Genomic DNA, 14,224 nt, shown 5'->3' on the forward strand with positions numbered 1-14,224 from the left:
ACCTGTCGGGGAAGTACATCTAGTGCCTCCGCACCGCCTCCCACTGAGCACGGCGCTCGGCCTGCGCGACCGGGTCGGGCACGGGCAGGGCGGCGAGCAGCTCGCGGGTATACGGGTCGCGCGGATCGCCGAGCACCTGGGCCGTGGTGCCCTGCTCCTGAATGCGGCCCTGCTGCAGCACGATGATCCGGTCGGACACGGCGTCGATCACGGCCAGGTCGTGGCTGATGAACAGCGACGCGAACCCGAGCTCGGCCTGCAGCTGCACGAACAGCTCCAGCACCGTCGCCTGCACCGACACGTCCAGTGCGCTGGTCGGCTCGTCTGCGATCAGCAGCTTGGGGTCGAGTGCCAGCGCACGCGCCAGCGACGCCCGCTGGCGCTGACCGCCGGAGAGCTCATGCGGGTAGCGGTCGCCGAAGCTCGTCGGCAGCCGCACCGCGTCGAGCAGCTCGTTCACGCGCGGACGCGCCGCCTGCAGGCCGGATGCCCGGCCGTGCACGATCAGCGGCTCGGCGATGCACTCGGCGATCGACAGCAGCGGGTTGAAGCTGGTGGCGGGGTCCTGGAACACGAAGCCGACCTGCGGACGCAGCGGGGTGAGGGTGCGCGGCTTCACGCCGCGCATCTCCTGCCCGAGCACCGTCAGCGAGCCGCCGAGAACGGTCGTGAGACCCACGACGGCGCGGCCGATGGTGGTCTTGCCCGAACCGGACTCGCCGACCAGGCCGACGACCTCGCCGGGACCGACGTGGAAGTCGACGCCCTTCACGGCCACCACCGCGTGACGGCCGAAGCGGCCCGGGTAGCCGATCTCGGCACCGGATGCCACGATCAGCGAGCCCTCCGGTGCTTCGTCTCGCTGCGCTCGCTCAGCAACCGGATCTCCCCCGCCTCCTGAGCGAGGAGCGGAGCGACGAGACGAAGGGCCGTCGGCCGACTTGCCCTGGCCCACGTGCGGAACCGCGGCCAGCAGCTTCTTCGTGTACTCCTCGCGGGGGTTCGCGAACAGCTCGCGGACCGGCGCCTCCTCCACGATGTCGCCCTGGTACATGACGATCACGCGGTCGGCGAGATCCGCGACCACGCCCATGTTGTGCGTGATCAGCACGATGGTCGCGCCGAACTCGTCGCGCGCCGTGCGGAGCAGGTCGAGGATCTCGGCCTGCACGGTCACGTCGAGCGCCGTGGTCGGCTCGTCGGCGATGATCAGCCCGGCATCCAGCACCAGCGCCATCGCGATGACGATGCGTTGCTTCTGCCCGCCCGAGAACTGGTGCGGATAGTCGTCCACTCGGGTGGCCGCGTCCGGGATGCCGACGCGCTGCATGATGTCGATCGCACGCGCCCTGGCCTCCTTCTTCGAGACGTTCGCGTGCGCGCGGATGCCCTCAGCGATCTGCCAGCCCACGGTGTACACCGGATTCAGCGCCGTGGACGGCTCCTGGAACACCATCGCCGCGTCGCGTCCGCGCATGCGGCGCATGCGGGCGTGGTCGGCGTGCACGATGTCGGTCTCGTCACCCGCGCGGCCCCGCACGATCACCGCGCCTGATGTGGTGGCGGTCTCGGGCAGCAGCCCCAGCAGGGTGTTGGCGGTGACGGTCTTGCCCGATCCGGACTCGCCGACGATCGCCAGCACCTCGCCGGCGTAGGCGCTCAGCGTGATGCCCTTGATGGCCTCGACCGGCTCGTCGTCGGTGGCGAACACGACCTTCAGATCGCGGATCTCCGCGACCGCGGGCGCCAGGTCGGCCGGCATCCGGTTCTTCTCGGCGGCACTCACTTCGACTCCCTCCGGTCGCTCAGCGCATCGCATGCCTTCGCTCCCTCAGTCGCAGCCGCGATCTTCTTCCTGCCGCCCGCCCGGCGGCGCAGCCGCAGTCGCGGGTCGGCCAGGTCGTTCAGGCTCTCGCCGACCAGGGTGACGCCCAGCACGACGAGCACGATCGCGACACCGGGGAACACGCTCGTCCACCAGATGCCGCTGGTCACATCGCCCACGGCGCGGTTCAGGTCGTAGCCCCACTCGGCCGCGGCGGTCGCCTCGATGCCGAAGCCCAGGAAGCCCAGGCCGGCGAGGGTCAGCAGCGCCTCGGAGGCGTTCAGCGTGATGATCACCGGCAGCGACCGGGTCGAGTTGCGCAGCACGTGACGCAGCAGGATGCGGGTGGTCGGAACGCCGATCACCTTCGCGGAGTCCACGAACGGTTCCGCCCGCACGCGCACGACCTCGGAGCGGATGACACGGAAGTACTGCGGCACGAACACCACGGTGATCGCGATCGCGGTGGCCATGATTCCGCCGCCGAGGGTGGACTGGCCGCGACTGATCACGATCGACATCACGATCGCCAGCAGCAGCGACGGGAACGCGTAGATCGCGTCGGCGACGACCACCAGCAGGCGGTCCAGCCATCCGCCGAAGTAGCCGGAGATCAGGCCGAGCGCGATGCCGATGAAGATCGAGCAGACGATGGCGGCGATGATCACCAGCAGCGCGGTCTGCGCTCCCCAGATCACCCGGGAGAACACGTCGAAGCCGGAGACCGTGGTGCCGAGCAGGTTCAGTGCGTTCGGAGCCTGCTGGGTGCCGAAGGAGTGTCCGTCGGCGGTCTGCTGCTGCGCCCAGGTGTACGGCGCGATCAGCGGGGCGAACACGGCGATCACGACGAACAGCAGGGTGATCACGAGGCCCGTGATCAGCATCCCGCGCTGCAGGCCGACGCTCTGTCGCAGCTCCTTGATGACCGGAACTCTCTCGGTCCAGCGCTTCCTGCGCACCGGAGTGGCGGCCAGCACCGAGGTCTGCGGGGTGGGCATCTCGTCGTACGAGTCGGGGATCGACATCTCAGTACCTCACCCTCGGGTCGATGAACGCCGCGATGATGTCGACGAGGAAGTTCGTGACCGCGACGACCACGGCGATCATCACGACGATGCCCTGCACAGCGACGAAGTCACGGGACTTGAGGTAGTCGGCCAGCATGAAGCCGATGCCCTTCCATTCGAAGGTGCTCTCCGTCAGCACCGCTCCCGCCAGCAGCATGGCGATCTGCATGCCCATGACCGTGATGATCGGGATGAGTGCGGGACGGTAGGCGTGCTTGGTGACCAGGCGGTACTCGCTCACACCGCGGGAGCGGCCCGAGGTGACGTACTGCTGGCCGAGCGTGCCGATCACGTTGGTGCGGATCAGGCGCAGGAACACGCCGGCGGTCAGCAGGCCGAGTGCGACCGCCGGAAGGATGGCGTGCTGCAGCACGTCGGCGATGGCGGCGCCGTTGCCGAGCCGGATGGCGTCGAGCAGATAGATGCCGGTGGGGGTGTCGATGCCCCCCATCAGCAGCTCGGTGCGGGTGCTCCCCCGTCCCGAGACCGGGAGCCAGTCCAGCCACACCGAGAAGATCAGCTTGAGCAGCAGACCGGCGAAGAAGATCGGGGTCGCGTAGGCGAGGATCGCCATGACGCGCAGCGAGGCATCCTGCCAGCGGTCACGACGGTAGGCGGCGATCAGGCCCAGCGGGATGCTGATGACGAGCGCCACGATGAGCGCGTAGATCGAGAGCTCGAGGGTGGCGGAGCCGTACTGCAGCAGGATCTCGGTGACCGGGCGGCGATCGGTGACCGTGGTGCCGAAGTCGCCGCGGAACACATTGCCGAGGTATTCGAGGTACTGCACGATCAGGGGCCGGTCGTATCCGGCCTCGTGGATGCGCTGCGCCAGCTGCTCCGGAGGGAGCCGGCCGCCGAGCGCGGCTGTGATCGGATCTCCGGTGATCCGCATCAGGAAGAAGACGGTGGTCACCAGGATGAACACGGTGGGGATGATCAGCAGGAGCCTGATCAGGATGTAGCGCCACAGCCCGCCGCCTTTTGAGCGGCTTCGGGGCTGGACAGGGGCGAGGACAGCGCCGTCGACGGCCATTGGGGGTACTACCTAACTGTTGCGTTCTTCGGGGCGAGCGCATTCGGGGGTGCTGCGCTGGGCAGCACCCCCGAATGCGGAACGCGTTACTTCTTCAGCGGCGCGTAGCGGAACTTGAACGACGCGTCGAGCGTGGTGCCCTGAACGTCCTTGCCCACGACGGCGACCTGCTTGCCCTGCAGGATCGGCAGGGTGGAGAGGTCCTTGGCGACCATCTCCTGGATCTGGCCGATCTGCTCCTCGCGCTTGGCGGAGTCGGTCTCGGTCTGCTGCTTGACGATGGCGTCGTTGACCGCCGGGTTGTCGTAGTGGTTCGCGAGGAAGTTGTCCTTCACGAAGAACGGCGACAGGTAGTTGTCCGGGTCGGAGTAGTCCGGGAACCAGCCGAGCTGGTACATCGGGTACACGTCGGCGGTGCGGTCCTTGGAGTACTGCACCCACTCGGTCTGCTGCAGGTTGACCTTGAACAGGCCGCCCTTCTCGAGCTGCGTCTTGTACGCGGCGTACTCGTCACCCGAGGAGGGGCCGTAGTGGTCGCCGTTGTACTGCAGGTTCAGGGTGACCGGCGTGGTGACACCGGCATCCTTCAGCGCCTTCTCGGCCTTGGCCTGGTCGGGGCCGCCCTTGCCGTCGCCGTACATGTCCTTCAGCACGGTGGTGGCGCCGGGCATGCCCTCGGCGACGAACGAGTACAGCGGGCTGTAGGTGTCCTTGTAGACGTCCTTCGCGACCGCCTCCCGGTCGATCAGGTCGGCCATCGCCTGACGCACGGCGAGCGCCTTGGCCGGGTCGGCCTCGGGGGTCTTCGCGCCGAACGGCATGGTGTCGAAATTGAAGACGATGTAGCGGATCTCGCCGCCGGGGCCATCGACGACCTTCACCTTCGAGTTGCCCTTCAGGCTCTCGACGTCGGTGGCCGACAGGCTGCGGAAGGCCACGTCGATGTCGCCGTTGCCGATCGCGAGCTTCAGGTTGGAGGCGTCGGCGTAGTACTTGGCCTGGATGCCGGAGTTCTCGGCCGCGCCGAGGTTGCCCTGGTAGTCCTTGTTCGGCTTGTACGAGATGAGCTCGTTGACCTTGTACGAGTCGATCGTGTACTGGCCGGCGAAGGGCTTGCCCTTGACGATGTCGGCGTCGGGGGTCACGGCGTCGGGCGAGAAGACCTCTTCGTCGACGATCGGAGCGGCTGGGCTGGAGAGGATCAGCGGCCAGATCTGGTCGTTGCCGTTCTTCAGCGTGAAGACGACGGTGGTGTCGTCGGGGGCCGCGACCGAGGCCAGGTTGCCGAGCAGCGAGGCCGGGCCGTTGGGGTCGTTGATCTTGACCATGCGGTCGAAGGAGAACTTCACGTCGCTCGAGGTGAGTTCGTGGCCGTTCGCGAAGGTCAGGCCCTTCTTGAGCTTGACGGTGTACTCGGTCGGCGAGGTGAACTCGGCCGACTCCGCGATGTCGGGCGAGACCTTGGCGTCGCCGTACTTGCTGTTCAGCAGGAACGGGTACACCTGGTTCATCACGGCGAAGGAGCCGTTGTCGTAGGAGCCGGCGGGGTCGAGCGAGGTGATCTTGTCGGTGGTTCCGACGATCAGATCACCGCCCTTCGCGCTGCCGGAGTCGCCGCCCTTGTCGGCAGTGCTCGTGGCGCAACCGGAGAGAACGACTGCCGCGACGCCGAGCGCGCCGATGGCAAGGCCGAGTCGGCCTCTGGAGATCTTCATTGATTTGACCTGCCCTGTGATGTCGGGTTTCCGCGCACGTCGTCGGCGCGGCTCATGGTGTTCAATCTAATCACCCGCATGTACATACCCAACCGAGCGGTCAGGATCGTGACGAGACCGACACACGGCGTTCACGGGGCCGTCCTCAGGCGCGGGCGGCCCACCACTCGCGCAGGCGCTGCTCGGCGGCATCCGCCCCGATAACGCCCTCGTCCAGCCGCACGTCGAGCAGGAAGCGGTACGCCTCGCCGACCTCGCGTCCCGGCGGGATACCGAGGATGCGCTGGATGTCGTTGCCGTCGAGCTCGGGGCGGATGCTGTCCAGCTCCTCCTGCTCGCGGAGCTCGGCGATGCGGCGCTCGATGTCGTCGTAGGCGGCGGCGAGGCGCGCCGCCTTGCGCCTGTTGCGGGTGGTGACGTCGGCGCGCACCAGGATGTGCAGACGCTCGATCAGGTCCCCGGCGTCGCGCACGTAGCGGCGCACCGCGCTGTCGGTCCAGGCGCCCTCGGCGTACCCGAAGAACCGCAGGTGCAGCTCGATGAGCTTCGCCACGGCATCCGTCGTCTCGCCGTCGAACCGCAGCGCCTGCAGCCGTTTGCGCGCCATGCGCGAGCCGACCACGTCGTGGTGGTGGAAGGTCACTCCCCCGCCGGGCTCCAGCTTGCGCGTGCGCGGCTTGCCGATGTCGTGCAGCAGCGCGGCCAGGCGCAGCGGCACGTCGGGGGCGGCGCCGGGATAGCGGACCCTCTCCAGCTCGATCGCCTGCCGGACCACCGTGAGCGAGTGCTCGTAGACGTCCTTGTGGTGATGGTGCTCGTCGACCTCGAGGCGCAGCGCGCTGACCTCGGGGAGGAACTGCTCGATCAGCCCGCTGTCCACCAGCACGCGCAGACCACGCACCGGGTCATCGGTCTGCATCAGGCGGATCAGCTCGCTCTGCACGCGCTCGGGGCTGACGATGCTGAGCGTCTCGCGGAGCTGCTCGATGGCGGCGAAGGTGGCGTCGTCGATCCCGAAGTCCAGCTGCGAGCTGAAGCGCGCCGCGCGCAGCATCCGCAGCGGGTCGTCGCCGAAGCTGACGGCCGGGTCGATGGGGGTGCGCAGGATGCCGGCGACCAGGTCCTCGACGCCCCCGGTCGGGTCGACGAGCTTCGTCCCCGGAACGCTGAGCGCCATGGCGTTGACCGTGAAGTCGCGGCGCAGCAGGTCGCCGTCGATGCTGTCGCCGAACTCCACGACGGGCTTGCGGGTGAGTCCGTCGTAGCTGTCAGCGCGGTAGGTGGTGATCTCCACCTGCTCGCCCTGCACGCGCGCGCCGATGGTTCCGAAGGCGCGGCCGATGTCCCAGTGAGCGGATGCCAGCGGTTTGACGATCGCGAGGATCTCGTCGGGCTGCGCGTTCGTCGTGAAGTCGAGGTCGTGCGTCTCGCGACCCAGCAGGGCGTCGCGCACCGGGCCGCCGACCACGGCGAGCTCGAAGCCCGCCGCCTGGAACGCCTCGCCGAGGGTGCGGACGACCGGATGCGCGGCGAGCGCGCCGAGTCGGGACAGGCCCTCGGCCATGTTGAGCATGGGTTCCAGATTACCGGGGTCGGGTCAGCGGCTCTCAGCCGCCCGACCCCTCACCCAGCGCGTTCTGCCGTCAACGGGCCCTGGGCGCGCCGGGACGCTGCAGCAGGCCGCGCAGCAGCAGGGCCGGAGCGGATGCCGCGTCGTGCGGATCCGCTGAGCTCAGCGCCCACTCGTCGAGGCCGCGCAGCATCCCGAAGACCGCCGCCGCAAGAGCATCCGCAGGGATGTCGTCGCGCACGGAGCCGGAGGCCACGCCGATTCGCAGCACGTCGCCCACCCAGGTGCGCACGGACTCGAGCAGAGCCGCGCGGGCATCCGATCCCGGGCTCGCGGGCAGGTAGAAGATCCGGCCCAGCAGACCGAGCGCCGGGTCTTCTGCGGTGAGCCCGCCCAGCTCGCCGAGCACCTGCTCCACTCGTGGCCAGAACGCCTCCCCGGCGAACTCGGCCGGCGCCGGGGACGTCCAGCGCGTGCGCACGTCGCTGATCAGGGTCTCGACGACCGCGTCGAGCAGCTCCGCCTTGGAACCGACGGCGTGATAGAAGGAGCTCTTGCTGATGCGTGCCGCGCGGATGATCCGGTTCAGCGACGCGCCCTCGTACCCGGCCGACGCGAACTCGGCGACGGTCGCCTCGATGAGGGCGTCGCGGTGCGCACCGGTGAGCTCGGTCATGCTCCGAGCATACTGGACCAGGTGGTCCAAACTGGCGTACAGTCGGAAGTGGACCAGGTGGTCCACTGGAGGATCATGCTCATCGAAACGCCCCTCACGGCCCAGCTCGAGGCTCAGCGCGACGACCGCCTGCGCGTGCTCATCGTCGGCGCGGGGATCGCCGGCATCACGCTCGCACAGCTGCTGCGTCGAGACGGACTGCATCCTGTGCTCATCGACCGGATGACCGGGCACGACCATCCCGGCTACATGCTGGCACTCATGCCGACCGTCGATCAGGCCTTCGTCGACCTGGGAGTGCAGGAGAAGTACCGTGCGGCGAGCACGCCCATGACGAGGTACTCGTTCCGCTCACACCGTGGGAAGGTCCTGCGCACCGACTCGATGAGCGAACTGCTCGGCGTCTACGGCGACTACAACGGCATCTCGCGCGGCGCCCTGATCGAGGTGCTGACCGACGGCGGATGCCCCGTGACCCTTGGCACTACCGTGGACGCCGTCGCCGGCGGAGTCGCGCGCTTGACAGACCGCAGCGGCCGGCCGGCAGGAGAGGCGGCGTTCGACCTGGTGGTGGGTGCCGACGGCATCCGCTCGCGCATGCGCGACGTGCTCGGCGCCGGCGCCCTCGACGTCGTCGACACCGGCTGGTCCGGCTGGGTGGCCTGGGCCGAGGAGATCGGCTCGCCGGATCTCGGCGAAGAGCTCTGGGGGGACGGCTTCTTCCTCGGCGTCTACCCGGTGAAGGATCGGCTCGGAGTGTTCCTCGGCGGGCCCGACGCCGAACTCGAGGCGGGACCGATCGCGTTCGCCGCATCCGTGCGGCGTCGGATCCAGGACATGGCGCCGCGCCTGGACGCAGCCCTGGCCGCCGTCGAGGCGGACCCCGCACCCTACCTGTGGCGACTCGAGGACGCCGGCGTCGCACGCTGGGTGCTGCCGCAGGACGCGGTGCAGAGCGTCCTGCTCGGCGACGCGGCGGCCGGGTTCCTGCCGACGGCGGGCATCGGCGCGGGGATGGCGATCGAATCGGCCTGGCTGCTGGGGCGGATGCTCGCGGGTGCCGAGCGAGACGCCCTGCTTGCCCGGCTGAGCGCCTGGGAGACTGTCGAACGGCAGCGGGTCGAGTCCGCTCAGGCGAACTCGCGCATGCTGGCGCGGCTGATGTTCCGTCGTGGCCGGCTCACCGCCTGGCTGCGCGAGACCACCATGCGGATGCTGAGCGTGCGCGCCGTGCTCGGACCGATCGTGAAGCTCGTCGCCGCCCGTCCCGATCCGGATGCCGCGCTCGCCTCTGCGCCCCGCAACGGGACTCCGGCCGACGGCGCCGCCGCTCGCCGATCCGAAGTGCCGTCCTCCTGCGCCGACTCGCCTCGGGCAGAGGAACCGCGCTCCGCCTGACCATCGCGCGTGTGCGGTCAGGCGGAGCGCAGCGTCCGTCAGGCGTCCCGGCGGCCGCGGTGGAGCAGGATGCCGCCGACGGTCACCGCCAGCAGGGCGCCGGCCGCGAGTCCGATCGGCCACAGTGCGGAGCCGCCGGTGGTCGCCAGGTCGCCCGGGCGGGTGGCATCGGGACGGCCGTTGCCCTGCCCGCCGCCGCCTCCGGCGTTGCCGCCCTGACCGGGTCCGGTGCCGCCGTTCCCGCCACCGGGGGTGTTCCCGCCCTCACCCGGATCGGTCGGGCCGGTCGAGGCTCCGGTCGCCGTGAAGGTGCGCACCTCGGTGTACTCCACGCCGCCGTACGGACCCGTCGTGCGCACGTACCAGCCGCGCTTCGCCGGCGCCGCGGCAGCCAGCCGCGCTCGAGCGGATGCCTGCGCAGGCGCTGCGCCCGAGGTCAGATCCTTCCAGGTGACCGACGTCTTCTCGCCGCTCACGACATCCTGCACGCAGCCGATCTCGTTCGCGGTGAGCACGTCGGCACGGAACGAGTCGGTCGACAGCGTCTTCTGCACCGGCTTGATACCCCCGGCCGCGTAGGGGATCTCGAACTCCTGCATCCCCGCGGGACTGTTCAGCGACGCCTCGTCGGAGTCGAAGTCGTCCAGCGACGGCGAGTAGGTGCGCACGATGATGCGGCCCTTCTCGTTGTCGAAGTGCAGCAGGCGCAGGTAGCCCTGGCCGCCCTCCGGGAGCGCCTGGTAGTCGAACAGCATCGAGGTCACGGTGCGATCGGCGACGCCGTCGCCGTCGTCGTCGAACTCGTCCAGGCGCGTGTAGGCGTCGTGATAGTGGCCGGATCCGACGGCGATGACATTGGAGTTGGGTGCCACGACCTCGTCGTAGATCCGCTGCGGGAACGGCCCGAGACCGCCGGTGGTGAGCATGAACTCATGCAGGTTGATCATCACCTTGCGCTCCGGGTACTGCCGGATCACCGAGTTCATCCAGGCGATGTCCTCGGAGTTCGACGCGGTGTCGTTGGGGTCGGGCCAGCCCATGTACAGCATGAGCAGGTCGACGCCGTCGGCGCTCACCAGGTCGAAGTGACCGCGGTTGTCCTTGTACGAGCCGCCGTACCAGGGGTTCTGCGCGAAGCGCTTCTCACCGAAGTACGAGCTGTACGGGCCGTAGTTCCCCTCGAAGTGACCGACGTCGTGGTTGCCGGCCAGCACGCCGTAGGGCAGGCCCGCCTCATCCAGCATCCGGTACGCGTCGTCGGCATTGCGCCACTGGTAGTCCTGATCCTGGTTGTCGACGATGTCGCCGGTGTGGGCCACGTACTGCAGGTTCAGCTCGTCGCGACGGTCGATCAGGAACCGGTTGATGTTCACCTGGTGCCGGTACCAGGCATCCGTCCCGCCGGTCCCGGCGCGCTTGCCCTCGTTGCTGTTGTAGTACTGCGTGTCGGACTCCCAGGCCAGCGTGAAGTCGTACTGGTCGCGCGGCGTGGCGCCGGGGCTGTACGGCGTGGTCTGCGAGTCGCGCCCGCTGCGGCCGGTCGCCGCCCAGCCCTCGGAGTGCTGCACGAGGAAGGTGACCTTCCCGTCCTCGGCATTGCCGGTGACGGGGACCTGCGCGTCGAGCGTGAACGACGTGGGGGCGCCGGCGGTGGTGACGTACCGGTCGACCTCGTTCCAGTCACCCTTCGCGGTCTGCACGTACAGCAGCACCTTGGCGTCGGCGTTCGCGGAGCCCTCCCAGGCCACGCGCACGTCGGAGCCGTCCTTCGCGTTCGCGGGGACGTCGACCGTGAACAGCTGGTACGGCAGTGCCGTCCCCGAGGTCTCGGCGACCTCGATGCCGTCCATCCGTGTGATCCGGGCCAGTTCGTCGGCGCTCAGCGCCCTGGCGTCGTCGCGCTCGGTGGAGCGGCTGTCGGTCGTGGTGCCGGAGGCGACGTGCACCTGGGCATCCGTCGGCACGAAGCGGTACCCCTCCGCGAAGCAGAGCTCCAGCCGATCGTCGACGTTCGAGCCGGGGCTCGCGACCAGGTCGACCTGGTCGGCGTCGATCTTCGCGCCGTCGTCCGGGCTGATCAGCGTGGTGTGCGGCTTCTCGTCGGCCGTCGAGAACGAGACGGTGCTGGTGGAGATGTTGCCGACCCTGTCGCTCGCCGTGATGACCGCGGTGTGGTCGCCCGGGGTCAGCGTGAGCGAGGACGTCTGCAGCGGGAGGGTGATGTCCTGCTCGTCCAGCGTCGCGCTGACGCTCTTGAAGCCCGACCCCTCATCGGTGACGGAGGCGTCGATCGTGAAGTCGCCGCGGTACTGGCTGCCGTCGGTGACGGTGCTCTCGATACGCGGAGCGGTGTTGTCGACGATCACGGTGCGTGTCGCGGTGCGATCGCCCTCGGACGCCGTGATCACGTGCTCGCCGTCGGCGACCGCGGTGGTGTCCCAGGTGGTGGACACCGAGTCGAACGCGTCGTCCGGGAGCGTGAAGGTGAAGAGGATGTAGACGAGGTTGGCGTCGCTGAGGGCGATCCGCTCCGCGGCATCCGCAGGGCAGGCCCGCTCGACGAGCTCCTTGCCCTCGCCCGCACCCGCGCACGTGGTCGGGCGCAGCACCCGGCCGTCCGGCAGTGCCAGGCGCGGGTTCATCATCGTGAAGTCGTCGTTGTTCTCGTCGAGGTTCGGCTCGGGCCACGCCTTGGTGCCGGCGTACACGCCGAGCGTGAGCTTCTCCCCGCGCACGACCTCCTCGACCGGGACATCGGCGTCGACCGTCACGATGCGGTCGTAGTAGCCCTCGTCGAAGATCTTCAGCACGTTGTCGCCGAGCTTGATCCCGTTGCGGAAGAAGGAGTCCGTGCTGGTCGCGTCGATCGCGAACTTCGGCGCCCTCTCCAGGGACGGGACCGTCTCGCCTACGGGCTCTCCGTCGATGCCGACCCGCAGCGCGCCGGGGTCGCCGTCGGTGGTGCCGACGAGCGGGGTCTGCGCGTTGACGAACTGACCGTCGGCGACGTTGAGCCGGACGGGGTCGACCGGCGAGTCATCCAGTGCGATGCGCACGGGGCCGAGGGTGGTGAGCTGGCTGCCGTCGCCCGCGGTGACCGTGTACTCGATCCAGCGCTTTCCGTAGACGTCGACCGCGGGGATCGCGTACTGGTACCGGTCGCCGGAGCCGAAGGTCAGGTCGCGCACATCGGTCGCGCCCAGGCTGTCCTTCAGGGTGAGAGTCACGCGAGCACGAGGACGTCGTCGGTGATGTCGAAGCCGAGCTCGACGTTCCCGGAGTCGGGCAGCTCGGATCCACCGGTCAGGTCGACGAGCTTCGGTGCGGAGCCGGGCGCCGGGTAGGCGACGGATGTCGGTGCGACCTGCGCCTCGGTGACCGTGCCGGGTGTGGGCGCGGCGAGGCCGAGCATGGTCTGCGTGACGCCGGACGGGTCGGCGGGCTTCCACGCGGCGGCGGGGTCGCCCGGGTTCCAGGCGTACTGGATGGCCGTGCTGGACGTGGTCTGGGCGTCATCGAAGTAGAAGGCGCGGGAGATCACGTGCCCCGACTTCGTCATCAGCTGCAGGCCGCGGGATCCGCCGTTGGCCATGCCTCCGGACTGGATCGTCAGGATGCTCTCGCCGAGCGTCAGGTCGCTGCCGAACGCGGTGTTGAAGTCGGCGACGGTGAGACCGGCCGACACGACGGCCGGGTTCTGGATCCACAGCACCAGCGTCGCGCCGGGCTCGATCGTCGGCTCACCGGGCCCGGCGGGCCACAGGCTGGACGAGAGCGCCTTCGGGTCGGTGAGGTCGTTGTCGGTGCTGAGATAGCTCAGCACGTAATCGCCGAAGTCGATCGGCGCATCGGAGGCGTTGTAGAGCTCGATGTACTCGTAGGCGTCGGACCCAGCCACGTTCGCGGTGTCCGGGGCGACCTCGGTGATCTGCAGCAGCGGCCCTACGGATGAGGGATCGGTCGGCTTGATCAGCCGGCTGGTCACCTGCTCGGTCGTGATGACGCCGGGGGTGGGCGCCGCGGTCGCCCCGGTCACGTCGTGCGCGAGGATGCGGGCATCGACGCTGTCGGTCCGGTCCGGCACGCCGAACTGGGCGTTCCACGGCGTGGAGCCGTCGCCGTCGTCGGCGGGCACCCAGGCCCGCATGAGCGTCGTGCCACCGGCATCCGTGATGCTGAAGCCGCGGTTGCCACTGTTGGCGAAGCCGCCCTGCGGGCCGAAGCGGATGATCGGCACGTCAGTGTCCTGCATTCCGTAGAAGGCGCGGAACTGGTCCTTGGTCAGGCTGCGGCGTGCGTCTCCCTCGGCGTAGTTCATCCACAGCACGGCCACGCCGCCGGCGGGGATGATGGCCGGCGCGTCGTCCTCGCCGTCGAGGTGGATGAGCGGCTGCACGGTGCCGGTGTTCCACTGCGACGTGTGGTACCGGAAGCGGATGCCGGCGGCGTCGAGGTCGATGGGCTGATCGGTGGTGTTGACCACCTCGAGGAACTCGTAGGTGTCGGCGCCGTCGTTGTCGCCGTTGATCTCGGTGATCGCGAGCGGCCAGTGCGCACCGGCGTTGCCTGAGGTGCCGGCGATCCGGGCGATCGCGGCATCGGGCTGCGGCGTCTCCTGCGGCGTCTGGTCGGGGGCCGGCGTCTCGGCCGGCGACGTCTCCCCGGGCGTGGGAGTGCCGGTGGGGGCGGGCTCCGGGTCCTGGGTGGGCTGCGGCGTCGGGGCATCCGGCGTCTCGGTGGGAGTCGGAGTGTCCGTGGGCGCCGGGGTCTCCGTCGCGCCCGGCGTCGGGGCCGGCGTCGAGACGGCGTCCTGGGCGAACGCGGGCGAGGCGGCGAGCGGCAGCGCGGACGTGCACAGCACTGCGGTGATCACCGCGGCGACCGCGCCCGCGCCGATCCTTCTCAGGGGCGTATGGGGCATGACGGGAGAACCTGTT

General features: G+C 69.4%; 9 protein-coding genes. 1 reads left to right on the forward strand and 8 read right to left on the reverse strand.

All coding sequences use genetic code 11. The annotated features are described in order from the left end of the window. Positions 1-19 precede the first annotated feature (19 nt). The 6 genes from BGN97_RS00965 to BGN97_RS00990 all read right to left on the reverse strand — a co-directional run bounded on the left by BGN97_RS00965 (position 20) and on the right by BGN97_RS00990 (position 7,889). Positions 20-1,762: an ABC transporter ATP-binding protein gene (locus tag BGN97_RS00965; protein ID WP_292697339.1), complete on the reverse strand. Its 1,743-nt coding sequence runs from the start codon at positions 1,760-1,762 to the stop codon at positions 20-22. Between the two features lie 20 nt (positions 1,763-1,782). Beyond that, entirely contained in the window at positions 1,783-2,823 is a 1,041-nt protein-coding gene (locus BGN97_RS00970) for an ABC transporter permease (protein WP_292697341.1), read from the reverse strand. Positions 2,824-2,851: 28 nt separating this feature from the next. Next, positions 2,852-3,928: an ABC transporter permease gene (locus BGN97_RS00975; protein WP_292697257.1), complete on the reverse strand. Its 1,077-nt coding sequence runs from the start codon at positions 3,926-3,928 to the stop codon at positions 2,852-2,854. An 86-nt stretch (positions 3,929-4,014) separates the two neighbouring features. After that, positions 4,015-5,643, reverse strand: a complete 1,629-nt coding sequence (locus BGN97_RS00980) for an ABC transporter substrate-binding protein (protein WP_292697259.1) — start codon at positions 5,641-5,643, stop codon at positions 4,015-4,017. Between the two features lie 145 nt (positions 5,644-5,788). Next, a complete protein-coding gene (locus BGN97_RS00985) occupies positions 5,789-7,216 on the reverse strand; it encodes a CCA tRNA nucleotidyltransferase (RefSeq protein WP_292697261.1) in 1,428 nt (475 codons plus the stop codon). Between the two features lie 70 nt (positions 7,217-7,286). Next, entirely contained in the window at positions 7,287-7,889 is a 603-nt protein-coding gene (locus BGN97_RS00990) for a TetR/AcrR family transcriptional regulator (protein WP_292697263.1), read from the reverse strand. Between the two features lie 75 nt (positions 7,890-7,964). Here BGN97_RS00990 and BGN97_RS00995 point away from each other — a divergent pair, with 75 nt between their 5' ends. Next, positions 7,965-9,287 carry an NAD(P)/FAD-dependent oxidoreductase gene (locus tag BGN97_RS00995; RefSeq protein WP_292697265.1) on the forward strand — a complete coding sequence of 441 codons (1,323 nt, stop codon included), beginning with the start codon at positions 7,965-7,967 and terminating at the stop codon, positions 9,285-9,287. Between the two features lie 38 nt (positions 9,288-9,325). Here BGN97_RS00995 and BGN97_RS01000 read toward each other — a convergent pair whose 3' ends face one another. Together BGN97_RS01000 and BGN97_RS01005 are read right to left on the reverse strand one after the other, a co-directional pair. Further along, entirely contained in the window at positions 9,326-12,514 is a 3,189-nt protein-coding gene (locus BGN97_RS01000) for a metallophosphoesterase (RefSeq protein ID WP_292697267.1), read from the reverse strand. Next, positions 12,511-14,208 carry a lamin tail domain-containing protein gene (locus BGN97_RS01005; RefSeq protein ID WP_292697269.1) on the reverse strand — a complete coding sequence of 566 codons (1,698 nt, stop codon included), beginning with the start codon at positions 14,206-14,208 and terminating at the stop codon, positions 12,511-12,513. Before BGN97_RS01005 ends, BGN97_RS01000 begins: the two co-directional genes overlap by 4 nt. Positions 14,209-14,224 lie beyond the last annotated feature (16 nt).

The organism is Microbacterium sp. 69-10 (genome assembly GCF_001897945.1).
Lineage (GTDB): Bacteria > Actinomycetota > Actinomycetes > Actinomycetales > Microbacteriaceae > Microbacterium.